This is a genomic window from Micromonospora sp. WMMA1998 (assembly GCF_027497375.1).
GTDB lineage: Bacteria > Actinomycetota > Actinomycetes > Mycobacteriales > Micromonosporaceae > Micromonospora > Micromonospora sediminicola.
Window position 1 is genome coordinate 1,314,596 of record NZ_CP114911.1, and the last position, 21,334, is coordinate 1,335,929.

A 21,334-nucleotide genomic window follows, 5' to 3' on the forward strand; every position below is an offset into this window, starting at 1 on the left:
GAGCGCTACCACCACAAGCGCTCCCACCCCTTACCCCGGCCGGCCCCGACCGGGCATGATGCGGGCATGGGCACGCCGACCGCACGACCCGCCACGCTCGACGACGTGGCGCGGGCCGCTGGGGTGTCGCGGGCCACCGCCTCCCGGGTGCTCGGTGGCTACGGCTTCGCCTCGGCGGACGCGCGGTCGCGGGTGGGCGCCGCCGCCGACCGGCTCGGCTACGTGCCGGACGTCACGGCCCGGGCGCTGGTGCGCGGCGCCGGGGTACGGCTGGTGGTGGCCGTGATCGGCCGCGCCGGGACGGTCCTGGACGACCCGTACGTGCACCGGGTGGTGAGCGCCGCGTCGCGGGTGTGCGCGCCGCACGGCGTCGGGGTGGCGCTGGAGTGGCTGCCGCTGGGCGACCCGTCGGGCCTGGGCCGGCTCGGCGCCGACCGGGGCGTCTGCGGCGTGATCCTGGTCAACACCACCCCGGCGGCGCTGGCGGCGGTGCCGGCCCGGCTGCGCGGCCGGGTCGTCTCGATCGGCACCGGCTCGGCGACGGTGCCCTCGTTCGACGTGGACAACGCGGCCGGGGCCGAGGCGGTGCTGCGCCACCTCCACGCCACCGGCCGCCGCCGCATCGCCATGGTCACCGGTCCGCGCTGGCTGGTCTGCGCGGAGCGTTCGGTGACCGCGTACCGGGAATTGATGCGCGCGGCGGGGCTGCCGGAACGCGTGGTGACCGGCGACTTCACCACCGCCCGGGGCGGCCGGGCGGCGCTGGAGGCGCTGCGCCGGTGGCCGGAGGTGGACGCGGTCTACGCGGCCAGCGACGCCACCGCGTTCGGGGTGATCGCGGCGCTGCGCGGGCGGGGCCTGCGGGTGCCGCACGACGTCGCGGTCGCCGGCTTCGACGACCTGCCGTACGCCGCGGTGAGCAGCCCGCCACTGACCACCGCGACCCACCCGGTGGACCGGATCGCCGCCGCCGCGGCCACGGCCGTGCTGACCCGGGCGCCGGTCGCGCCGACGACCGCCTTCGCGTCCACGCTGGTCGCCCGGGAGAGCGCCTGACCGGCGCTCAGCGCTCCGGCCCGCCGACCGCCGAGTCGACCCGGCTGAGCACCGTGGCGTCGTCGTCCACGCCCACACCGCGCAGCAGGTCGATGGCGGTGGCCCGGACCTGGCCGATGATCATCGCCAGCGGCAGCGTCGGGCCGGCGGTGAACAGCCGCCCGGCCGATCGGACCGCCTCCAACGCCGCGACGTCGACCCGGGCGGCGTGGCCGTCGGCGATCTGCTCCTGCCCGTCGAGGTCGGCGGCGAGCGCGTCGCCGGCCGAGCGGACGGCCTCGCCGAGCGTGCGTACCGCGGTGCCGAGATCGGCCGGGACGGGCGCCGGGCTGCGGGTGAGCGTGACCGCCGCGCGGGCCAGCACGCGCACGTTGCGGACCGCGTAGTCGATCTGCCGGATCGAGCCCTGCACCGAGCGCAGCCGGCCGAGGTGCCGGCGGCGGCGTACGTTGAGCCGCAGCGCCTCGCCGGCGGCCTGGACCGCGCCCCGCAGCCGCTCCACCCCGGCGTCGGCGTGCCGGGCCCGCTCCAGCGCGGCCAGGGCGGCGTCGTCGTCGGTGTCGTCGAGCGCGGCGGCGACGTCGTCGAGCACGCCGGCCAGCTCGGCGAAGGTGTGCCGGAACTCGGCGACCAGCGGGGCGAGCGGCCGGCGGGCGTCGACAAGCTGGCTGGCGACGACCGCCACCGCGCCGCCGATGAGCGCGTCGACGAACCGGAACGGGACCAGCGACTCGGTCGGCGGCGAGACCACCACCAGGTAGAGCGCGGAGACCGCGGCCTGCACCACGGTAACCGAGCTGGCCCCGACCGCCACCGCCAGCGCGACGGTGAGCAGGATGACGGTGAGCACGGTCCAGGTGGTGCGCGGCCCGAGCGCCTGCACCACGAGGTCGGCGACGAGCACGCCGGCGGCGACGCCGAGCACCACCTCCACCGCCCGGCGCATCCGCTGGCCGCGGGCCTGCCCGAGCACGATGAGGGCGGCGGCGGGCGCGAAGAACGGCTGCGGGTGCCCGACGATCCGGGTGGCGAGGACCCAGGCGACGGTGGCCGCCAGCGTCGCCTCGACCACCGGCACCCAGCCCCGCCGCAGCCGTCCGGCCGCCTCCCGGACCGCCGTAGCGGTCCGGCCCCGGGCTCCCGCCGCCATCGCTCACCTCCTGTGCCGTCGGCACCTATCCTCCGGTCTCGCGCTCCGGCCGGGTCGGGCGGGCGGTGCCTGGGCCGGGCGCGGCGGGCCGACTCAGGCGCGCGGCCGGCCGGGTCGGGCGGCCGGGAACCGGGGCGCGCCGCCCGGCTCAGGCGCCGGTGAACGCCCGCAGCAGGGTACGCACGGCGGCCCGCAGGTCGTCCCGACCGGCGGGGGTGCCGGGTGGTGGCGCGCTGAGGCCGCCGGCGCCGACCAGGCGGTCGAAGAGCAACCCGTCGACGAACGCCACGAACTGGTCGCCCTGCCGCAGCGGGTCCGCGGCGCCGGCCCGGGCCAGCAGCTCACGGGCCTGGACGCGGAGAACGCTGCCGTGGTGCAGGATCGCGCGCAGCTCCGGCCGGTGGGTGGCCTCCAGCAGGCAGGCGTACCGGGCCAGGGTCCGGTCGCGCCCCGCGGTCAGCCACCGGTCCAGCACGTCCGCCACGCCGGCGGCGAGGTGGTCGAGCCCGTCCGGCCCGAGCGGCGGCGCGGGCCCGGTCGGTGCGGTGGGCAGGTCGTGGTCGACCAGGTCCGCCCGGTCGAGGTCGGCCAGGCGTTGCACGACCGCCTCGATCAGTGCCCGCCGGGTCCGCAGGTAGGCCGACGTGGTTCCGGGCGGCATCCCGGCCGCGGCGTCGACCGCTCGGTGGGTCAGCGCCCGCATGCCGCCGGCCGCGAGCAGCCCCACGGCCGCGTCGGCGAGCGTCGCCACCCGGGTCGCTCGTGCGCTCACGTCCACTCTCCTCAGCCGGGCCCGACCACGGTAGTATCACCTTCTACATCTGTAGAAGGGGGCGTGGGGTGGGCGAACCACACGCGGTGGTGGTCGGCGCCGGGATCGGCGGGCTGGCGGCGGCCCTCGCGCTGGGCCGGCACGGGTGGCGGGTCACGGTGCTGGAGCGCGCCGCCCGCCCCCGGGAGCTCGGCACCGGCCTGACGCTGATGGCCAACGCGCTGCGCGGGCTCGACGCGCTCGGCCTCGGCGACGCCGTCCGGCGCGACGGTGTGCCGGACACCCCCGGCGGGCTGCGCCGGCGCTCCGGCCGGTGGCTGTCCCGGATCGAGGGCGCCGACCTGCACCGCGCGCTGGGGACCACCGCGCTCGGCATCCACCGGACCGCCCTGCACCGCCTGCTGCGCGGCGCGTTGCCGGCCGGGGCGCTGCGCACCGGCGTCGAGGTCGTCGACGTCGACGCCGACGCGCCGTCGGTCACCTGCCGGGCGGACGGCGCCACCGAGGTCCTCGCGGCGGACCTGGTGGTCGGCGCGGACGGGCTGCACAGCACGCTGCGCCGCCGGCTCTGGCCGGCGCTGCCGCCACCGGCCTACTCGGGCTCGACGGCCTGGCGCGCGGCGATCCCCTGGCCCACGCCGGTGGCGACGGCGGTCACCTGGGGCGCCGGCCGGGAGTTCGGCACCGTTCCGCTCGGCGACGGCGGGCTCTACTGGTACGCCGCGGACGTCGCCGCGCCCGGCGGGCGCGAGCCGGACGAGCTGGCCGCCGTGCGGGAGCGGTTCGGCGACTGGCACGAGCCGATCCCGGCGCTGCTGGCGGCCACGCCACCGGAGGCGGTGCTCCGGACGGACCTGCTGCACCTGGCCACCCCCCTGCCGTCGTACGTGCGGGGGCGGGTGGCGTTGCTGGGCGACGCCGCGCACGCGATGACGCCGCACCTGGGCCAGGGGGCGGGTCAGGCGATCGAGGACGCCGTGGTGCTGGGGTTCGTCTGCGCGGCCGGTCGGGCGGACCTCGCCGGCGCGCTGGCCGCGTACGACCGCCAGCGGCGACCGCGCAGCCAGGCCGTCGCCCGCGCGGCCCTGCGCACCGCGCGGTACGGCCAGCAGCTGCGCAACCCGGTGGCGCTCGCCCTGCGCGACACCGTGATCCGGTTGACCCCGTCCCGCACGGCGCTGCGCGGCATGGCCCGGTACGCCGACTGGCAGCCGCCGGGCTGACCGCCGGCGCACCGGGCCATGCCGCCTAGCGGGCGACCAGCAGCAGCAGTCCCCGACCGCGCAGCAGATAGGTCGTGCCCTGGCCGCCCACCGCCACCTCGGCGCCCGGGCGGGCCACCTGGTCCGGCCCCTCCGCCCAGGTGGAGGTGTCGGTGACCCGGTACCACTGCCGGCCGGGGCCGGGCGCGGGCAGCGTGAAGCTCACGTCGCCGGACCAGCCGTTGTAGCCGACGTAGACCGCCGGCGCCGGGTCGCCGAACTCGGTGCCGTCGATCCGCCAGCCGAGCGCGTGGTTGTTCGGGTCGTCCCAGTACGCGGCGTCCGGCGCGGTCCCGGCCGGGGTGAACCAGCTCAGCTGCGCCATCCCGTTGCCGTTGCCGTCACCGGCGGAGTAGAAGGTCGCCGGGCGCAGCGCCGGGTGCGCGGCCCGGAACGCGGCCAGCCGCGAGGTGAAGGTGCGGAACGTGGTCTGGTTGCCGTCCGGGCTCCAGTTCAGCCAGTTCGCCGGCGAGTCCAGGTTGTACGGGTTGTTGTTGCAGCGCACCCCGCGCAGCACCTCGTCGCCGCCGGTCAGCATCGGGGTGCCGGCGGAGAGCAGCAGCAGCGCCTGCCCGGTGCGGGCGGCCCGACGCTGGTCGGCCGGGGCACCGCCCTGGTCCCACGAGCGGTTGTCGTCGCTGCCGCCGTCCGACGGGCCGTACGGCCAGGGTTGGGTGTTGTTCTTGGCGGTACAGGCGTACAGGTCACGCAGCGTGAACCCGTCGTGGGCGACCAGGAAGTTCACCGAGTTCCCCGGCCGGCGGCCGTCGTCGCCGTAGAGGTCGGCGGAGCCGGCGATCCGGCTGGCGAGCCGGCCCGGGGTGACCGGGTCGTAGCCCATCCGGTTCTGGTCGCTGCGCACGGTGTCCCGGTACTGGCCGTTCCACTCCGACCAGCCCGCCGGCAGGTTGCCGACCTGGTAGGTGCCGTCGCCGATCGCCCACGGCTCGCCGATCCAGTCGACCCCGGCGCCCCCGGTGGCCGGCCGGGCCGGCATCTCCCGCACGATGCGGTTGAGCGCGGTGCCCGGGTCGGTGCGGCTGTACCGGTAGCAGCCGTGCTGGCAGGTGTTGCCCAGGACGGTGGCGAGGTCGTGCCGGAACCCGTCGACGCCGAGCGTGTCCTTCCAGTACGCCAACGAGTCGACGATCAGGTCCTGGGCGACCGGGTGGTAGGTGTTGTAGTTGCCGCCGACGCCGGTGTTGTCGTACGGCGCCTGCCGGTCGGCGGTCAGCGAGTAGTAGGTCGGGTTGTCCAGGCCGCGCCAGGACCACAGGTCGTAGACGGTCGCGCCGCCGGCGGTGCGCGCCCCGCCCTCGCCGGTGTGGTTGTAGACCACGTCGAGCAGCACCTTGATGCCGGCGTCGTGGAACGCCCTGACCATCGCCTGGAACTCCCGGGTCGGCCCACCCGGCGACCGGTCGGCGGCGTAGCGCCGGTCCGGGGCGAACCAGTTCAGGGTCATGTAACCCCAGTAGTTGTCCCCGGCGGTGCCGGTCGGGTCGACGTCGTTGGTGTCGTTCTGCGTCTCCTGCACCGGCAGGAACTCCACCGCGGTCACGCCGAGCGAGGCGAGGTAGCCGGCCTTGGTCGCGGCGCCGCGGTAGGTGCCCTGCCAGGCCGCCGGCACGCTCGGGTCGTCGCGGGTGAGGCCGCGCACGTGCACCTCGTAGATCACGTCGTCCTTGAGCGGGCGGGTGGGCTTGACGCCGGTGACGCCGCTCGGGGCGGCGGCGAGGACGGCGCCCTTCGGCGCGTACGGGCCACTGTCGACGGTCCGGTACGCCGGTCCGGAGGCGTACACCGAGTCGTCGGTCGCGCCCGGGCGCAGCGGGTCGTGGCTCAGTTCCCGCGCGTACGGGTCGACCAGCAGCTTGTTGGGGTTGAACCGGTTGCCGGCGGCGTCGACGTCGGCCACGAAACCGGCGGCCGAGCCCTTCGTCCAGGCGCTGCTGTAGGGCCAGTTCGGCCCCCAGGCGCGGTAGCCGTACCAGACGGTGCCGGTGATGCCGTGGGTGGTGCGCAGCGTGGCGACGTCGACGGTGACGGCGAAGACGCCGGAGGCGTCCCGGCTCAGCACGTGGCTGACCTTCTCGGCCGCGCCGGTGGGGGTGGCGTACAGGTAGACGGCGATGCGGGTGGCGGCGGTCGAGTGGACCCGGAACGTGATGGCCGAGCCGGTGGCGTCGTAGCGGGCGCCGAGCGCGCGGGCGTCGACGGCGGCACCGGCGGGTGGGGCGGCGGCGGTGAGGCCCACGGCGGCCAGCACCGTGGCGAGGAGGAGGGCGAGGACCGGACGGGGTCTGGACATGGCGGTCTCCGACGGGACGCGGGGGTGGATGGTGCGTACGGACGCCGGCCGACTTCCGGTTGCTGCAAGACCTTGCAAGTTTTGCCGGAAAGATAACAGTCGATTTCAATCCGGTAAAGGGCCCGGCACCCGGGGCCGAGCGACCCTGGCCGACGCCACCCGGTGAGGTCCGTAATGGAGGGGACGGAGGGAGATCCCGATGGTTACGGGGCCGTGGCACCGACAGCTGAGGTGGATGTACCGGGGCGGCCGGCCGAACCGGCTCGCCCGGGCGATGAACGCGCTGTCCGCCGCGCAGTTCGCCGCCGGCCTGGGCCCGCGGCACTGGGTCACCCTGGAGGTGTCGGGACGGCGCACCGGCCGGACCGTCGCCGTGCCGCTCGTGGTCGCCGACCACGAGGGTGAGCGCTACCTGGTGTCCATGCTGGGCGAACGGGTCAACTGGGTGGCCAACGTCCGCGCCGCCGGCGGACGCGCGGTGCTGCGACGGGTCCGCCGGGAACCGGTCCGGCTGGTCGAGGTGCCGGTGGCGCAGCGGCCGCCGATCCTGCGCCGCCACCTGGCGCTGGCCCCCGGCGCACGTCCGCACGTCCCGGTGGACCGCGACGCCCCGCTCGCCGACTTCACCCGGGTCGCCGCCGACCTCCCGGTCTTTCGGATCACCACGGCGGAATGATATTCGCGAACAACCTTCCAGAATATCGAGCGGGCCGGAATCCAGGGTCGTCCGAATGGGAGAGCCGGCCGGTAAGATCGGCGACAAAGCGCTGGCTGATCGCTGACTGCCGAGCGTGACGCGACCGCCCACACTGGGCGCATGAATACGAGACTCCGCCGCAGCCGGGCATTCCGCCTCGCGGTGTGTCTCGCCCTCGTGGCGACACTGAGCGGCTGCATGCAGCTCAACCTCGGGCTGACCGTGAACACCGACGACACGGTCTCCGGCCAGCTCCTGCTGACCGCCCAGAAGTCCGTGCTCAAGCAGCGGAACCCGGACGTCGCGGCGGCCTTCGCCGAACTGCGGCAGAACATTCCCACGCTTCCCGCCGGCGTCGAGAGCCGGTACGAGGACGCCACCTACTACGGCATTCAGATCGCGTACCGGAAAACACCGCTGTCGCAATTCACCAGCGAAAGTGTGAATCTTGTCCGCGACGACGATCTCTACCGCTTCTCGCTGCCGCTGGATCCGAAGAAATACGGCGGAAAGGTGGCCGAGCAGGATCCGCGCAACCAGCAGGCGTTCATGACGTTGATGTCTTTCGAGATATCCGTGACGTTCCCCGGGCGGGTGCTCGACACGAACGGCGCGATCAACGGGCGTTCGGTGAGCTGGAAGGTCGTCGCCAACCAGCCCAAGCCGGCCGAGCTGCGCGCCGTCGCCGAGGCGCCACCCGCGCCCGCCACCAGCGCGGCCGTCGCCGCGGTCACCGGCGGCTCCTTCCCCTGGCTGCTGGTCGTCGGCGGCGTGGTGCTGCTGCTGCTCCTGGTCGCGGTGGCGGTCGTCGTCCTGCGGCGACGTCGCTCCGGCGGCGCGGCCCCCGCACCGGCCGCCGCCACGCCCGCATCCGCGGCCCCGGCCGCGCCGACGCCTCCCATCGGCCCACCGGCCTGAGTCCCGCCGCAGCGGCCCTCCCACCACCGGCGAGGCCTCGCCGGTCCCCCACCGCCGACCCGGGCGCGACCGTGGCGACGCCACGGACCGCCGCACCATCCCACCCCGACCGCACCACCGCACGATCGAAAAGGGGGATCGCCGTGAACGATCTCTTCACCTGGGCCGCCCTGGGCAGTCTCACCGGCGCCAGCGCCGCAACCCTGCTCGCCACCAACGTCATCGGCGGCCTGATCGGACCGAGCGGCGACAAGGCGCGCAAGTGGATCGCGTTGGGCTTCGCGCTCCTGCTGTCCTACCTGACCGCCGCGTTCGCCGCCGACGCCGGACCGGAGAAGTGGATCATCGCGTTCTTCAACGGCCTGGTCATCTTCTCCGCCGCGCTCGGCATCAACCAGCTGCCCCCGGGCAACCGGCAGGCGACACAGGCGTCGCCGACCCAGCTCGCCCAGGGCAACGAGCCCCGCTTCGTCCGCTCCTGGGTCTGAGAGAGGTGACCCCCATGGTCTTCGGCATCATCAGCGCCGCCGTCCAGATCGTCTTCGGCGCCGTGCTCGGGCAGGCCGCCGCGGGCACCGTCGGCCTGCTGGTCGGCGCGGTCGTCGGGCTGCTCGTCGGCGCGCCCTTCGGCTGGGCGGTCGCCTCCGCCGGCACGTACGGCGCCGACCCGAAGGGGATCTTCCTCTTCGTGGTCGACCACACCTGGAGCCTGCTCAACACGTTCGCCGGCGCGCTCTACCTGGCCCTGCACCTGGTCTTCGGCCACCAGCTCGACCGGGTCGTCTCGGCCGCCAGCGGGCGGGTCAACGTGGTCGAGGGCGTCTCCCCCCGCTACGCCACCACGATCGGCACGGTCTGCGCCGGGTCGAGCCCGGGCATCCAGCGCCACGAGGACGTGCACGTGCTCCAGGCCCGGCTGCTCGGCCCGCTCTACCTGCCGCTGGTCGCGCTCAACTACGCGCTGTTCACCATCGCCCCGGTGTGGCTGCTCTGGCACGACCACACCAACGCGCCGATCAACCGCTTCACCCGCTACTTCGAGATCGGCGTCTACCCGCACGTCTGGAACGAGGCCATCGCGTACCGGTTCCAGGGGACGCCGCCGCGATGACCGGTGCGATCGAGGCGGCCGTCGCGGACGTCACGGCCTGGCTGACCGGGACGGCGGGTATGCCCGTCCCGGTCGGTCCGCCGCGCGACGACCCGGACGGCGGTCTCACGGTGTGGCCGCTGGAGCTGCGGCCGGCCCGGCAGACCGCGACCGTCGGCGCGGCCCGCGAGCCGTACCGGTTCGTGGTCCGGCTGCTGGTCAGCGGCGGCGGGCCGGCGGCGCTGCCGGCGCTGGACCGGGTGCTCGCCGCGGCCACCGCGGCCGGGCAGCCGGAGCTGGTGCTGGCCGCCGGCGACCCGGCGCTGTGGCGGGCGCTCGGCGTGGCGCCCCGGCCGGCGCTGCTGCTCGACGTGCCGGCCCGGATCGACCGGCCGACCCCCACCGCGCCGCCGGTGCGGCAGCCGCTGCGGCTGCGGCAGCTCGACATGCGCACCGTGGCCGGCCGGGTGGTCGGGCCGCAGGACCAGCCCCTGGCCGCCCTGCGGGTGGAGCTGGTCGGCACCGCCCAGGCCACCGAGACCGACGCCGCGGGCCGGTTCCGGCTGGTCGGCGTGCCGCACGACCCCGACGCCCCGGACGCTCCGGTGCGGATCCGGCTGATCGGCCGGGGGCGCGTCCACACCGCCGAACTCGACCCGAACGGCGACGACCTGGTCGTCGTCAGCGCCCCCGACTGACGTCCCGAGGAGGACCGATGCCCACCTACTTCTCCCCCGGCATCTACGTCGAGGAGGTGCCCGGCGGGGCCCGCCCGATCGGCCCGGTCGGCATGAGCACCGCCGCCTTCGTCGGGCTGGCGCCCAACCGTGGCGCCCACGTCGGCCAGGCGCTGGCGGTGAACAGCTGGACCGAGTTCCTGCGCCTGTACGCCGACGGCGAGCACCTGGAGAGCACCCCGCTGGCCCGGGCCGTGTTCGGCTTCCTGGACAACGGCGGCACCCGCTGCTGGGTGGTCAACGTCGGCGAGGGCGGCCAGCTCACCGGCACCGGTGGGCGGCGCGGCGGCCTGCAACTGCTGGAGGCGATCGACGAGATCTCCATCCTGGCCGCCCCCGGCTACCACGACCCGGTCTCGCACGAGGCCCTGATCAGCATGGCCGAACGGCTGCGCACCATGGTGGCGATCTGCGACCCGCCGCCCGAGGTGGCCGACGTCTCCCGGCTCACCCGGGTCGCCACCCCCGGCAAGCCGGCCAAGCCGGCCGAGCCGTCTGCCGGCAAGCCCGCCGAGGACACGCCGAAGGACGGCGACGACGAGCCGCCCGGCACCGGCGGCGACCGGCCCCGGCAGTCGGACTTCGCCACGTTCTACTTCCCCTGGATCCGGGTCCGCGACCCGCTCAGCGGCGACCTCGTCCTCACCCCGCCCAGCGGGCACGTGGCCGGCATCTGGGCCCGCACCGACGCGCTGCGCGGCGTGCACAAGGCCCCGGCGAACGAGCCGGTACGCGGCGCGGTCGACCTGGCGTACCGGGTCACCCGGCCTGAGCACGACGTGCTCAACCCCAAGGGCGTCAACGTGATCCGGTTCTTCGCCGGCGAGGGCATCCGGCTCTGGGGCGCCCGCACGCTCGCCGCCGAGGCCAGCGAGTGGCGCTACCTGAACGTACGGCGGCTCTCCATCTCCATCGAGCAGGCGATCGCCAACGGCACCCGGTGGATGGTCTTCGAGCCGAACGACTTCACGCTGTGGCGCTCGATCCGCCGCGACATCGGCGCGTTCCTCACCCGGGTGTGGCGCGACGGCGCGCTGCTCGGCCGCACCCCCGAGGAGGCGTTCTTCGTCAAGTGCGACGAGGAGACCAACCCGGCCGACGTACGCGACGCCGGGATGGTGGTGGCGCACATCGGCATCGCCGTGGTCAAGCCCGCGGAGTTCGTGGTGTTCAAGCTGAGCCAGTGGGCCGGCGGCACCGAGACCGAGACGATCGGAGGCTGACATGCCCACCACGGCCACGCCGCAGCCGGGCGCACCCGTCGACCCGTACCGCGCGTACCACTTCAAGCTGCTCATCAACGGCATCACCAACGGCCACTTCACCGAGGTCAGCGGCTTCGAGGTGGCGATACCGGCGCTGTCGTACCGGGAGGCCGGCAACGAGCGCATCCGGGCCGTGCCGGGTCAGGTCGAGTACGCCCCGGTCACCCTCCACTTCGGCCTGACCAGTTCACGCGAGCTGTGGGACTGGGTGAACGCGGCGGCGAAGGGCACGGTCAACCGGCGCAACGTCTCGGTGGTGCTGCTCGACCCGGCGGGCACCGCCGAGGTGCTGCGCTGGAACATGATCAACGCCTGGCCGACCCGGTGGCGGGGCGCGCACCTCAACACCCTGTCGCAGGAGATCGCCATCGAGGCGCTGACCCTGGCGTACGAGGGACTGGAGCTGGAGGCCGGCGGTGCCGCCGCCCCGACGACCGCGTGACCGGCTGGCCCGCGCCCTGCGGGTCGCCGCCGACCGCCTGTCCGGACCGGGCTCACCGTCGTCACCGGAGGACGTGCCGCCCCCGCCCGGCCAGCCGCCCGAGCACTGGCGGCGCCTGGTGGCGGCGCACGCCCCCGGCCTGCTGCGCGACCTTCCCCCGCCCCCGTCCGCGTCGCCGCCCGTCGGTCCGTCCGCGTCGCCGCTCACCGGCCAGCCGGCACGCGAGGAGTGGGCGGACGGCCGGTCGACGGGGGGCGAGGACGGACCGACGGGCGGCGACGCGGACGGGGTTCCGGCGCGACGGCCTCGGGCGGGCCGGCTGCGGCGAGGCTGGAAGGCACTGTTGCGCGGCCTGCCCCGGCCCCGGCGGCACTCCCCCGCTCCCGATCCGTCGAGATCTTGGTACGAAAGGGCCCCTATAGGGGCCGTTTCCTACCAAGATCTCCCACAGCTTCCGCAGGATGAGACGGGGTTCTCGGCGGGTGGGAACTCCGCGTCGTTGGGGGTGTGTCTCGGCTGTGGCGGGACGGGGCGGCGCGGGGACGGGGCGCTGGAGGATGTCGGTGGACGGGGTGCCGCACCGGCAGGTCACGTCGGTGGTCTGGAGACGGGGGTCGACGGCGGGCCGGCGGAACGGGGCACGGCACCGCCCGACACGGGACCACCCGGGCCGGGAACGGCCTCCACCTGGGCGGGTGCGGGGAGCGAACCGTCCGGGACGGGATGCTCGGCGGCGGATACCGGGTTCCGCGTCAACGGTGACGTGCGGCCGGGTGACGCCGCGTCGCCTTCCATCGCTCCGGCGTACCGGTCCGTGCCCGGGCCAGGCGGCCCGGAGAGAACGCCGCGCATCGCGGACACGGGGCACACAGCCGGCACGGCGCGCGCGGCCGGCGGGACCGGTGCGGCCGACCCGAGTGGCTCCGCGGGCTCAGCAGCCACGAGCGGCGCAGCCGGCGCGATCGGGTCGACGCCCACGGCCGACGCCACGGGCACTGTCGCATCGCGGGGCGGTAGGCCGTTCGACGGACCGGAGATGGCGTCGACGCCCACCCGACGGTCCGGCCGCGAGGGCCGCGCGCCAGCCGACCGGCGCCGCGGACCGCACCCATGTGACATCGCCGGTGCAGACCCTCCGCCCGGCCGGGGGGACGGACGTCCACTCGTGTTTGCTGCCGCGTCACCGGCCCTGCGGTCGGCACCGGCCTCGCACGGCGGAGACCGTGGGCGTGGTTTCGCCGAGTCCGCCGGCCACCCTCTGAGTCGGGCCGCTGGTTCACCGCGTCCGGACGGGCGCGACCCGGCGCTCGGCCGCGAGTTCCGGGAGCGACCGGAGCATCGACCCACGCGGCCCGCGTCCGGCGCCCCCTGGCCCGCCCTGCCCGACGACGCCGACCCGACCCGGACGACGAGCCCGGCGCCGACCGGCGCGGGCCGGGCGACCGAGGGCGGCGCGGCACACGCGGACCCGTGGCCGGCGCTGCCGGGCGAGCCGGTGGGTGGGACCCCGGCGACGCGGGCCGTGCCGTGGGGCGACACGGCCCGGCTGGACCGGGAACAGGCGGGTGGCTGATGGAGCGTGTCGCCTTCCTCGTGGACGAGTCCGGAACCCGGGTGGACTGCCTGCTCAACCCGGAGACCGTGCAGGTGACCCGGCTCGCCGGGGTACGCCCGCGCGGCGGCCCCGACGGGCCGCTCGTCGGCGCCGGCCGGGCCGACGATCCGCTGGTCTTCACCGGCGGCGGTCGGACCGAACTGGTGCTGGACCTGCTCTTCGACATCGACTTCGTGGAGTCGCCGACCCGCCCCGCCGACGTGCGCGCGCTGACCCGTCCGCTGTGGATGCTGGCGGAGAACTCGACCGTCGAGCACGGCTGGCCCCGCCCGCCGCTGGTCCGGCTGGTCTGGGGCAAGACCTGGAACGTGCCCGGCGTGATCACGGCGATCGCGGAGCGCTTCGACGCGTTCACCCTCACCGGCACGCCGCGGCGCTCCTGGCTGCGCCTGCGCCTGGTGCGGGTGGCGGAGACCGCCGACGCGGCCCGCGCCGGCTTCGAGGAGGAGCTGGCCGCGGCGAGCACGCCGACCGTGGCGCCCGGGTCGGCGGTGGTCGCCGCCGCCGACGGCGCGGCCGAGCCGGGCTGGTCCGGGGTGCGCTTCGACCTGCTGGCCCACGACGCGCTGGGCTCGCCGCTGCGCTGGCGGCTGCTCGCCGAGCACAACCGGATCACCGACCCGCTCGCGGTGCCGGCCGGCACCGCGCTGGCGGTGCCCCCGAGCGGCGTCGCCGGCCCACCACCCGACGCCACCACCACCGGAGGCGCCCCGTGACCACACCAGAACCCACCCCGCCCCGGGCCGGCGCCGCGCTCGCGGCGGTCACCCTGCGGACAGCGGCCGAGAGGCACCCTGCCCCGCGGCCGGCGGCCGGCACGCCGAGAGCGGGCCGGCCGTGATCCGGGCCGCGGCGGTGACCGTCGACGGTCGGCCGCTCGCCGACCCGTCCCGGCTGCGCGGCATCCGGGTGGCCGCCCGGCTGGACCAGCCGACGCAGTGCGAGCTGGCCCTGGCCACCGCCCCCGGCGCGGGCGCCCTGGACCCGCCGGTACGCCCCGGCGCCGCCCTCGACGTGCGCCTGGACGGGCAGTCGGAGGACCTGTTCGCCGGCGAGGTGACCGCCGTGGAGGTGGAGTACGCCGGCGACGGCGCCGCCCTGCTGCGGATCCGCGCGTACGACCCGCTGCACCGGCTGCGCAAGCGCCAGGAGCTGCGGGTGTTCGAGTCGGTGACCGCCGCCGAGCTGGCTCGGGAGCTGTGCGCCGGGCTGGGGTTGAGCGTGGCCGCCGAGGACGACGGGCCGCGCCTGGACCGGCTGCTCCAGCACCGGCACACCGACCTGGAGCTGCTGCGCGAGGTGGCCGGTCGGGCCGGGCTGCGGCTGGCCGTGGACGGCGACCGGTTGCGGCTGTGCACCCTCGACGGCTACGGGGACCCGGTCGCGCTGACGCTCGGCGAGACCGTGCACGCGCTACGGGTCACCGAGAACCTGGACCGCGCGGGCCGCGAGTGCGCCGCGCTGGGCTGGCACCCGCAACGCGCCGAGCCGCTGGCGCAGCGGGCCGGCGAGGCCCGCAGCGGACGGCGCATCCCGCTGCGCCCGGATCCGGGCGACGTGGGCGCGGACGGGGTCCGCACGGCGGTGGACCAGCCCGGGCGCAGCGACGACGAGCTGGCCGCGCTGGCCCAGGCCGGGCTGGACGCCCGGGTCGCCGCGCTGGTCACCGCCGAGGGCACGGCCGAGGGTGATCCCGCGCTGCGGCCGGGTCGGCGGATCGCGCTGGCCGGCGTGCCCGAGCCGGTCGCCGGCGTGTACGTGCTGACCGAGGTGGTGCACACCGTGGACGCGGACGGGCACCTGACCCGGTTCTCCACCGTCCCGCCCGACCCGTCGTCGGCCGCCGCGCCGCCCCCGGCCACGGTCACCCTGGGCACGGTCACCGACGTGGCCGACCCGGACGGGCTGGGCCGGGCCCGCGTGACGCTGCCCGCCTACGGGGACCTGGACGCCGGCTGGCTCGCCGTGCTCTGCCCGGGCGCGGGCCGGGGCAAGGGGATCGTCGCACTGCCCGACCCGGAGGACACCGTGCTGGTGGCCCTGCCCGGGGGCGAGCCGGCCTCGGGCGTGGTGCTCGGCTCGCTGTTCGGCGCGGTCGAGCCGTACGATGCGGGCATCGTCTCCGGGCGGTCCCGCCGCTGGTCGATGCGGACCGGCACCGGCCAGTCGATCGTGATCGACGACGACGGGCGCACGCTGCGGCTGGCCACCGACGCCGGCAGCTTCGTCGAGCTGCGGCCGGAGCTGACCACCGTGCACGCCGCGGGCGACCTGGTGCTCTCCGCGCCCGGACGGGCCATGGTGGTGCGCGCCCGCACCGTGGACTTCCTGCACGCCCCGACGGCGGAGGACGCCGATACCGCCGCCGCCCAGGCCCGTACGCTCGCCCGCGCCCACGGAGGTGGCTGATGCGCTGGATCCACCGCGACTCGCTGATCACCTGCGGACACGACGGGCGGGTGGCGAACCGCCCGTCGCAGCACTGGGTCACCGTGCGGGGTGTCCCGGTGCTGGTGCGCCCCGACCCGGAGGAGCGCGACATCACCGCCTGCCCGAACTACGGCCCGACGATCAAACCCTGCCTGCACACCAAGACCGTCACCGTGGGCTACAGCACCTGGCTGCGGGTGGACCGCCAGCCGGTGGTGCTGTCGCACCTGGACGGCCTCACCGACGGCACCCCGCCGGGCACCGTGCACCACCAGGTCCGCGACCCGCGGCAGGCGTTCCTGGGGGCGGACGCATGAGGGCCTTCCGCTTCGTCGGCGCCGGCTTCGACGCGGGTCGCGCCGGCGGCCTGGCGCTGACCGCCGCCGGCGGCCTCGCCATGACCGAGGGCGACGAGACGGTACGCCAGGCGCTGTACCTGCTGCTGTCCACCACCCCCGGCGAGCGGCTGATGCGTCCCGGCTACGGCTCCCGGCTGCACCGCCTGGTCTTCGCGCCGAACGACGACACCACCGCCGGGTTGGCCATCCACTACGTCCGGCAGGCGATCCGGCGGTGGGAGCCCCGGGTGGAGGTGCTCGACGTGGACGCCGGGCCGGACCCGGACGACCCGTGGCGCCTGGTGATCCGGCTGGACTACCGGGTGCGGGCCAGCCTCTCCCCCGGCCAGCTCGTGTTCTCCGTGGACCTGCTCCCCGCCGACGAGCAACCCGGCGACACCCCTGACGAGGAGGGCACGTCATGACGCTGCCGGTGCCGCACCTGGACGACCGCGCCTTCCTCGACCTGGTCACCGAGGCCCGGGATCGGATCCGTCGGTCCTGTCCGGACTGGACCGACCTGTCCGCGCACGACCCGGGCGTGGCGCTGCTGGAGGCGTTCGCCTACCTGACCGAGGTGATGATCTACCGGCTGAACCAGTTGCCGGAGAAGGCGTACGTGGCGTTCCTGAACCTGCTCGGCGTGAGCCGGCACCCACCGGCGGCGGCCTGGGCGGACGTGCGCTTCACCCGCACCGGCGCGGACCGCGGCGCGGTCCGGGTGCCGGCCGGCACCCGGGTCGCCGCCGCCCGGGGCGCGGACCCCCGGCCGGTCGTCTTCGTGACCACCGAACCGGCGGTGCTGCCCGCCGGCGAGACCACGGTGACGGTACGGGTGCACCACTGCGAGCCGGTCGAGGCGGAGCTGCTGGGCACCGGCACCGGGCAGCCCGGCCAGGTGTTCCGGGCCGCCCGCGCGCCGCTGACCCGCACCACGGAGGCGCTGGACCTGCTGCTCGGTGTGGAGGTGCCGACCGGTTCGGTGGAGCTGGGCGCGGCGGCCCGGGAGCACGAGGGTCGCACGTACGAGATCTGGCGGCCGGTGGACAGCTTCGCCGGTCTCGGCCCGCAGGCGAAGGTCTACCTGGTGGACCGGGCCGCCGGGGTGCTCACGTTCGCCCCGGCGCTGGACCTGCGCCCGACCCTCGGGGACGACCCGGCCGTCGAGGGGGCGGCCCGGGTGACCACGGTGGCGGCGGTGCCGCCGGCCGGGCGGCAGGTGCGGCTCTGGTACCGCTGCGGCGGCGGGCCGGCCGGCAACGTCGCGGCGGGCGTGCTGACCAGCCTGCGCGACCCGCTGCCGGGGGTGAAGGTGGACAACCCGGCGCCGGCCACCGGCGGCCGGGAGCTGGAGTCGCTGGAGTCGGTGCTGGCGCGCGGGCCGTACGAGTTCTTCGCCCAGCAGCGCGCGGTGACCGCCCGGGACTTCGAGATCCTGGCCGCCGGATCGGGCGCGGTGGCGCGGGCACGGGCGTTCACCCGCGCCGCGGTCTACAGCTTCGCCCGCCCCGGCGAGGTCGAGGTGGTGCTGGTGCCGTACGTGCCGGAGGCGGCCCGGCCCGGTGGCCGGCTGCCGGTGGCGGTGCTGCGCGAGCACGAGGTGGAGGAGGCGCGCCGCCGGGTCGAGGCCGACCTGGAGCGGCGGCGCGCCCTGGGTACGGGTGTGCGCGCGAGCTGGGCGCGCTACAAGGCGGTCTCCATCCGGGCCCGGGTGGTGGTGCGCCGCGAGGAGGACGTCGACGCGGTCCGCCGCCGCATCCACGACCGGCTGCACCAGACGCTGAGCCCGCTGCCCACGCCGCTGAACCCGACCGGGTGGGCGTTCGGCGAGCCGCTGCGTGCCTCGAACGTCTACCGGATGCTGGAGCACGCCGAGCCGGGCGTGCGCTACGTCGAGTCGGTGCGGTTCGTGGTCGACGAGGCGCCGGACGCGCGGGTGCGCACCGTGGCGGTGGACCAGTACCAGCCCGACACCTGGTACGCCGGCGGCGGCCCGGTGCTGTTCCGCTCGACCAACGCCGGCGCGGGCTGGGAACCGGCCGGCCGGTTCGACGACGACGAGACCGTGGTCCGGGTGGTCCCCGCCCCCGCACCGGCCCGCCCCGGCGTGGTGCCCCGGGCCGGCTCGGTGGCGGTGGTGACCGCCCGCGATGCCGGCGGTTCCCGGGTCCGGCTGAGCACCGACCTTGGCGAGACCTGGACGCTGCTCACCGACCTCGACTCGGGCGTACGCGACCTGGCCTGGATCGACCGCGACGGCACCGGGGCGCTGCTGCTGGCCACCGACGCCGGCCTCTACGAGGTGCCGCTGCTGCCGGGGGCGGTGCCGTTGCAGATCCTGGTCGACCCGGCCGACGCGGACCGGGGCTTCTACGCGGTCCGGTCCTTCGTCTCCGAGCGGGGCGCGCCCGGGGTGGCGGTGGCCGCGCAGGCCGGCTTCGGCGTCTACCTGTCCACCGCGGCCGGCCGGCCGGGCACGTTCGCCCACGTCGGCCTGGCCAACGTGGACAACCGGGTCCTCGCCGTGCAGTACGACGGGCCGGCCACGCTGCTGTGGTGCGGCGCGGGCGAACCGGACCCGAAGAAACCCGGCCAGGGCTGCCACCGCACCCGGCTGTTCGAGTCGGACGTCAAGTGGCAGTCGATGGCCGCCGGCTGGATCGGCGGCACCTGCCGGGATCTGGCGTTCAGCGGCCCGCTGGCGCTGGCGGCCACGCAAAGCGGCGGCGTGGTGCGGCTGGACACCCTGGCCGGGCAGCCGCAGTGGCAGTCGGTGATGGTCAACTGCGGCCTCCCGCTGCGCGACCGGACCCGCTTCGTGCCGGTGGACGCCATCGCCGCGACCGCGCCGTCCGGCCCGTCGGGCGCCGGACGGCTGGTCCTGGCCGGCGGGGAGCGCGGCGTGTTCCGCAGCGGCGACGCCGAGGACTGGGCGGCCAGCGCCAACCAGGCCACCGCCGACGTGGTCACCGTTCCCGGCACCTGGCTGCTCTGCTCCGGCGAGCACGACATCGAGGTGGTGCGGCAGGATGCGTCGAACGGCGATTGAGCGGCTGCTGCCGGCCGCCTACCAGCGGGCCGCCGGCCCGGGCAGCGTGCTGGGCGCGCTGCTGGACGTGATGGAGGCGTTGCACGCCCCGGACGAGGCGGTGCTCGCCGACGTCGACGCGCTGTTCGGTGCGTACCGGACGCCGGACGGGTTCGTGGCGTACCTGACCCGGTGGGTGGCGATGGACCACGTGGTCGCCGCGCCCCGCGTCGACGCGCCGCTGCCGTTGCCGGTGGGCCGGCTGCGGGACCTGGTCGCGCACGGCGCGCTGCTGGCCCGGTGGCGGGGCACCCCGTACGGGATGCGCACCGCCCTGGAACTGGCCACCGGGGTGACCGGGTTCGTGCTGGACGAGCCGGCCGACCGGCCGTTCCACCTGGTGGTGCGGGTGCCGCCGGCCGCCGCGGACCGCATCGCGCTGGTCACCCGGATCGTCGAGGCGGAGAAGCCGGCCGCGGTCACCGTCGAGGTGCTCGCCGCCAACGCCGCGCCGCCCGGCGTCCCGGCGCCGTCCACGGACCCGCCCCCACCCGACCCCGCACCGCCGGACCCCGCACCGTCCGACCCCGCACCGCCGGACCCCGCACCGCCCGGTCCGGAGCCGGCCGACCCGGCGCCGACCGGTCCGGAGGCCGACGAGACCGCCCCGGACGGCGCGACCGGAGTGGCGTCGGTGCGCGCGGTCGGCCGGGCGCACGTGCCCCCACCCCCGCCCCACCAGCCGCCCGAGGAGCCGTCATGACCACCGAATGGACCGTCGTCGCCGCCGCCGAACAGTTCACCCTGGACGCCCGCAACGCCGGGGAGCTGACCTTCACCGTGTCGAACCCGGGCACCGCGCCGGACACCGTGGTGTTCGACGTCGCGCCCGGCGAGGGCAGCCAGCGCGCCTGGTTCACGGTGGCCGAGCCGCAGCGGGTGGTGCCCGGGCAGGGCTCGGTGTCGTTCCTGGTGCGGCTCGCCGTGCCGCCCGGCACGCCGCCCCGGCGCTACGACATGACCGGGTTCGCGTACTCGGCGAACACCGCCCCGGAGGAGAGTTCCCGCTCCAGCGGCCGGGTGACGTACGACGTGCGCGCGGTCGTACCGCCGAAGCGTTCCCCGTGGCCGTGGCTGGCGGCCGCGGCGGTGCTGTTGCTGGTGGTGACCGGCGTGGTGGTGTGGTTGGTGACCCGTGGCCCGGACACCGAGCCGCCGCCCCGGGCGGCGGTGACCGTGGAGGCGGAGACGCTCGTGGCCGGCGCCGCCGTGCAGTCGACCACCGCCGCGAAGGCGGAGGTGGTGGCGCAGGAGAACTGCTGCGACGTGGTCTGGTCCGGCGACGCGCAGTTGTTCTTCCTGGGCAGGGCGGTGGGCGACCGGGTGACCGTGCAGGTGGACCTGCCGACGGACGGCACCTGGCGGTTCTCCACCGTACGCACCACCTCGTTCGACTACGCGAACACGATCTGGCTGGTCGACGGCCGGCAGGTCGGCGACACGTTCTTCGGGTTCACCCCGACCGTGGTCCGCACCGACGAGGTGGACGTGGGCACGCTGGAGCTGACCCGGGGGACGCACAAGCTGACGCTGGTGGCGGTGAGCAAGACCCAGGGCACCGACCGCTACTTCGCCGGGGTGGACCAGATCCGCTTCACCCCCGCCGGGCAACCGTGAGCGCGAGGAGTGAGCCGGTGTTGCGAGCCCCGCAGTCGCGAACCGAGGGAACACCGTGACCGGGCGGCAGAAGGTACTGCTGGTCGCGCTGGCCGTGCTGCTGGTGGGGCTCTACGTGGTGGCGGTCGCCGGTCGGGGCGACGACCGGGGCGACCCGACCGCCGGCCCGGGGCCGCTGGGCCGGCTGGGGCGCGGCGCCGGGGTGGTGGACCCGGCGACGGTGGGAGTGGCGTGCCGGCCGCCGGCCGCCGATCCGGCCCCGACCGCAGACGGCGTGGTGGTCGCGTTCGGCTCCACCTGCCGGCTGCGCGTCGCCGATCCGGGCGCGCTGCGCACGCTGGTGCTGCGGGGCGCGGCGCCGTTCGAGGTGACCGCCCGCGCGCCCGGCGACGCGGACGTCACGGTCACCGACGAGGTGACGCCGGGGCCGGACGGCGCGGCGGTGGCGAAGGTGGCGGTGGACCGGGAGACCGAGGTGCTCCTGCGCTGTCCGGGAGGTGGCGGATGCGCGGTCACGCTGGCCCGGTCCTGACCGGGGTGGAGGCG

20 protein-coding genes are annotated in these 21,334 nt (G+C 76.0%); 17 read left to right on the forward strand and 3 right to left on the reverse strand.

What is annotated here, in order from left to right; translation table 11 throughout:
• Positions 1–66 precede the first annotated feature (66 nt).
• Positions 67–1,056 carry a LacI family DNA-binding transcriptional regulator gene (locus tag O7600_RS05625; RefSeq protein WP_281592615.1) on the forward strand — a complete coding sequence of 330 codons (990 nt, stop codon included), beginning with the start codon at positions 67–69 and terminating at the stop codon, positions 1,054–1,056.
• 7 nt (positions 1,057–1,063) lie between these two features.
• Here O7600_RS05625 and O7600_RS05630 read toward each other — a convergent pair whose 3' ends face one another.
• Both O7600_RS05630 and O7600_RS05635 read right to left on the reverse strand, forming a co-directional pair.
• Positions 1,064–2,206 carry an FUSC family protein gene (locus tag O7600_RS05630; RefSeq protein WP_281592616.1) on the reverse strand — a complete coding sequence of 381 codons (1,143 nt, stop codon included), beginning with the start codon at positions 2,204–2,206 and terminating at the stop codon, positions 1,064–1,066.
• A gap of 148 nt (positions 2,207–2,354) precedes the next feature.
• Positions 2,355–2,978: a TetR/AcrR family transcriptional regulator gene (locus tag O7600_RS05635; RefSeq protein ID WP_281592617.1), complete on the reverse strand. Its 624-nt coding sequence runs from the start codon at positions 2,976–2,978 to the stop codon at positions 2,355–2,357.
• 68 nt (positions 2,979–3,046) lie between these two features.
• Here O7600_RS05635 and O7600_RS05640 point away from each other — a divergent pair, with 68 nt between their 5' ends.
• The gene (locus O7600_RS05640; protein ID WP_281592618.1) at positions 3,047–4,201 is read left to right on the forward strand and encodes an FAD-dependent monooxygenase; all 1,155 of its coding nucleotides are present in this window, start codon (positions 3,047–3,049) and stop codon (positions 4,199–4,201) included.
• Between the two features lie 25 nt (positions 4,202–4,226).
• Here the strand turns inward: O7600_RS05640 and O7600_RS05645 are convergent, their stop codons facing one another.
• Positions 4,227–6,551 (reverse strand): isoamylase, encoded by a 2,325-nt coding sequence (locus tag O7600_RS05645; protein ID WP_281592619.1) that lies wholly within the window; start codon positions 6,549–6,551, stop codon positions 4,227–4,229.
• Between the two features lie 199 nt (positions 6,552–6,750).
• Between O7600_RS05645 and O7600_RS05650 the strand changes: the two genes are divergently transcribed.
• From O7600_RS05650 to O7600_RS05720, 15 genes are all read left to right on the forward strand, one after another.
• Entirely contained in the window at positions 6,751–7,227 is a 477-nt protein-coding gene (locus O7600_RS05650) for a nitroreductase/quinone reductase family protein (protein WP_281592620.1), read from the forward strand.
• 141 nt (positions 7,228–7,368) lie between these two features.
• Positions 7,369–8,166: a DUF3153 domain-containing protein gene (locus O7600_RS05655; protein ID WP_281592621.1), complete on the forward strand. Its 798-nt coding sequence runs from the start codon at positions 7,369–7,371 to the stop codon at positions 8,164–8,166.
• Between the two features lie 143 nt (positions 8,167–8,309).
• The gene (locus O7600_RS05660; protein ID WP_281592622.1) at positions 8,310–8,654 is read left to right on the forward strand and encodes a hypothetical protein; all 345 of its coding nucleotides are present in this window, start codon (positions 8,310–8,312) and stop codon (positions 8,652–8,654) included.
• Between the two features lie 14 nt (positions 8,655–8,668).
• Positions 8,669–9,277 carry a glycine zipper family protein gene (locus O7600_RS05665; protein WP_281592623.1) on the forward strand — a complete coding sequence of 203 codons (609 nt, stop codon included), beginning with the start codon at positions 8,669–8,671 and terminating at the stop codon, positions 9,275–9,277.
• Positions 9,274–9,954, forward strand: a complete 681-nt coding sequence (locus O7600_RS05670) for a carboxypeptidase-like regulatory domain-containing protein (RefSeq protein WP_281592624.1) — start codon at positions 9,274–9,276, stop codon at positions 9,952–9,954. The genes O7600_RS05665 and O7600_RS05670 overlap by 4 nt, the downstream gene beginning before the upstream one ends.
• A 17-nt stretch (positions 9,955–9,971) precedes the next feature.
• Positions 9,972–11,216 (forward strand): phage tail sheath subtilisin-like domain-containing protein, encoded by a 1,245-nt coding sequence (locus O7600_RS05675; RefSeq protein ID WP_099160690.1) that lies wholly within the window; start codon positions 9,972–9,974, stop codon positions 11,214–11,216.
• Between the two features lies 1 nt (position 11,217).
• On the forward strand, positions 11,218–11,700 hold the full coding sequence (locus O7600_RS05680) for a phage tail protein (RefSeq protein ID WP_091574102.1): 483 nt from the start codon (positions 11,218–11,220) through the stop codon (positions 11,698–11,700).
• Positions 11,701–13,272: 1,572 nt separating this feature from the next.
• Positions 13,273–14,031, forward strand: a complete 759-nt coding sequence (locus tag O7600_RS05685; protein ID WP_281592625.1) for a hypothetical protein — start codon at positions 13,273–13,275, stop codon at positions 14,029–14,031.
• A gap of 121 nt (positions 14,032–14,152) precedes the next feature.
• On the forward strand, positions 14,153–15,724 hold the full coding sequence (locus O7600_RS05690) for a phage baseplate assembly protein V (RefSeq protein ID WP_281592626.1): 1,572 nt from the start codon (positions 14,153–14,155) through the stop codon (positions 15,722–15,724).
• Positions 15,724–16,062 carry a hypothetical protein gene (locus tag O7600_RS05695; RefSeq protein ID WP_098744535.1) on the forward strand — a complete coding sequence of 113 codons (339 nt, stop codon included), beginning with the start codon at positions 15,724–15,726 and terminating at the stop codon, positions 16,060–16,062. Before O7600_RS05690 ends, O7600_RS05695 begins: the two co-directional genes overlap by 1 nt.
• A complete protein-coding gene (locus O7600_RS05700; protein ID WP_281592627.1) occupies positions 16,059–16,508 on the forward strand; it encodes a GPW/gp25 family protein in 450 nt (149 codons plus the stop codon). The genes O7600_RS05695 and O7600_RS05700 overlap by 4 nt, the downstream gene beginning before the upstream one ends.
• Positions 16,505–19,132, forward strand: a complete 2,628-nt coding sequence (locus tag O7600_RS05705) for a putative baseplate assembly protein (RefSeq protein WP_281592628.1) — start codon at positions 16,505–16,507, stop codon at positions 19,130–19,132. Before O7600_RS05700 ends, O7600_RS05705 begins: the two co-directional genes overlap by 4 nt.
• Positions 19,113–19,874 (forward strand): phage tail protein, encoded by a 762-nt coding sequence (locus O7600_RS05710; protein ID WP_281592629.1) that lies wholly within the window; start codon positions 19,113–19,115, stop codon positions 19,872–19,874. Before O7600_RS05705 ends, O7600_RS05710 begins: the two co-directional genes overlap by 20 nt.
• Entirely contained in the window at positions 19,871–20,788 is a 918-nt protein-coding gene (locus O7600_RS05715; RefSeq protein WP_281592630.1) for a hypothetical protein, read from the forward strand. Before O7600_RS05710 ends, O7600_RS05715 begins: the two co-directional genes overlap by 4 nt.
• Positions 20,789–20,843: 55 nt before the next feature.
• On the forward strand, positions 20,844–21,320 hold the full coding sequence (locus tag O7600_RS05720; protein WP_281592631.1) for a hypothetical protein: 477 nt from the start codon (positions 20,844–20,846) through the stop codon (positions 21,318–21,320).
• The last annotated feature ends 14 nt before the right edge of the window (positions 21,321–21,334 follow it).

What these genes read in the sequence shown, in the direction of transcription:
- O7600_RS05625 (WP_281592615.1), top strand. Translation starts at nt 67, where the DNA reads ATGGGCACGCCGACCGCACGACCCGCCACGCTCGACGACGTGGCGCGG.
- O7600_RS05695 (WP_098744535.1), top strand. Translation starts at nt 15,724, where the DNA reads ATGCGCTGGATCCACCGCGACTCGCTGATCACCTGCGGACACGACGGG.
- O7600_RS05710 (WP_281592629.1), top strand. Translation starts at nt 19,113, where the DNA reads ATGCGTCGAACGGCGATTGAGCGGCTGCTGCCGGCCGCCTACCAGCGG.
- O7600_RS05700 (WP_281592627.1), top strand. Translation starts at nt 16,059, where the DNA reads ATGAGGGCCTTCCGCTTCGTCGGCGCCGGCTTCGACGCGGGTCGCGCC.
- O7600_RS05705 (WP_281592628.1), top strand. Translation starts at nt 16,505, where the DNA reads ATGACGCTGCCGGTGCCGCACCTGGACGACCGCGCCTTCCTCGACCTG.
- O7600_RS05650 (WP_281592620.1), top strand. Translation starts at nt 6,751, where the DNA reads ATGGTTACGGGGCCGTGGCACCGACAGCTGAGGTGGATGTACCGGGGC.
- O7600_RS05675 (WP_099160690.1), top strand. Translation starts at nt 9,972, where the DNA reads ATGCCCACCTACTTCTCCCCCGGCATCTACGTCGAGGAGGTGCCCGGC.
- O7600_RS05680 (WP_091574102.1), top strand. Translation starts at nt 11,218, where the DNA reads ATGCCCACCACGGCCACGCCGCAGCCGGGCGCACCCGTCGACCCGTAC.
- O7600_RS05655 (WP_281592621.1), top strand. Translation starts at nt 7,369, where the DNA reads ATGAATACGAGACTCCGCCGCAGCCGGGCATTCCGCCTCGCGGTGTGT.
- O7600_RS05685 (WP_281592625.1), top strand. Translation starts at nt 13,273, where the DNA reads ATGGAGCGTGTCGCCTTCCTCGTGGACGAGTCCGGAACCCGGGTGGAC.
- O7600_RS05670 (WP_281592624.1), top strand. Translation starts at nt 9,274, where the DNA reads ATGACCGGTGCGATCGAGGCGGCCGTCGCGGACGTCACGGCCTGGCTG.
- O7600_RS05715 (WP_281592630.1), top strand. Translation starts at nt 19,871, where the DNA reads ATGACCACCGAATGGACCGTCGTCGCCGCCGCCGAACAGTTCACCCTG.
- O7600_RS05645 (WP_281592619.1), bottom strand. Translation starts at nt 6,551, where the DNA reads ATGTCCAGACCCCGTCCGGTCCTCGCCCTCCTCCTCGCCACGGTGCTG.
- O7600_RS05630 (WP_281592616.1), bottom strand. Translation starts at nt 2,206, where the DNA reads ATGGCGGCGGGAGCCCGGGGCCGGACCGCTACGGCGGTCCGGGAGGCG.
- O7600_RS05665 (WP_281592623.1), top strand. Translation starts at nt 8,669, where the DNA reads ATGGTCTTCGGCATCATCAGCGCCGCCGTCCAGATCGTCTTCGGCGCC.